General features: G+C 65.0%; 1 protein-coding gene. It reads left to right on the top strand.

Annotated features, from left to right (window positions below):
- Positions 1 to 872, top strand: an 872-nt coding sequence (locus tag PNI01S_RS28130) for a cadherin-like domain-containing protein (RefSeq protein WP_143514281.1), incomplete at both ends; no start/stop codon positions are given.

Genomic DNA, 872 nt, shown 5'->3' with positions numbered 1-872 from the left:
GCTGGACCTACACCGCCAACAGCGCCTACAACGAGCTGAATGTCGGCGACAAGCTCACCGACACCTTCACCGTGAAGGCCGCCGACGGCACCAGCAGCACCGTGACCGTCACCATCAACGGCACCAACGATGCCCCGGTCGCCTCGGCCGACGTCGCCAACACCGAAGAGAACACCGTGCTCAACGGTCAGGTTCCGGCCGCCAGCGATGTCGACGGCACCGTCGTCAGCTACCAGCTGGCCACCGACGTGGCGCAAGGCAAAGGCACGCTGACCTTCAATGCCAACGGCAGCTACACCTTCAATCCGGGTACCGCCTTCGACCACCTGGCCGCTGGCGCCAGCGAGAACGTCACCTTCACCTACCAGGCGAAGGACAACAACGGCGCCCTGAGCGACCCGCAGACCATCACCATCACCGTGACCGGCACCAACGACAAGCCGGTGGCCTTCGCCGATGCCCAGACCACCGAGGAGAACACCGTTCTCGATGGCCAGGTTCCGGTCGCCACCGATGTCGATGGCACCATCGCGGGTTATCAACTGGCCACCGACGTGGCACAGGGCAAAGGTTCGCTGACCTTCAACAGCGATGGCAGCTACACCTTCAATCCGGGCAGCGACTTCGACCACCTGGCCGCCGGCCAGAGCGAGAACGTTACCTTCACCTACCAGGCGAAGGACAACAACGGCGCGCTGAGCGACCCGCAGACCATCACCATTACCGTCACCGGCACCAATGACGCGGCGGTGATCACCGGCCAGACCAGCGGCAGCGCCAACGAGACCGACGCCCCGGTCACCCTCGGCGGCAAGCTCGATGTCACCGACATCGACGGCGCGGCCAGCTTCCAGGCGCAGAGCAACGTCGCC

It is taken from the genome of Pseudomonas nitroreducens NBRC 12694, assembly GCF_002091755.1.
GTDB classification, from domain to species: domain Bacteria; phylum Pseudomonadota; class Gammaproteobacteria; order Pseudomonadales; family Pseudomonadaceae; genus Pseudomonas; species Pseudomonas nitroreducens.
Note: the sequence above shows the minus strand (reverse complement) of the source record. Positions and strands in the feature narration are given on the sequence as shown.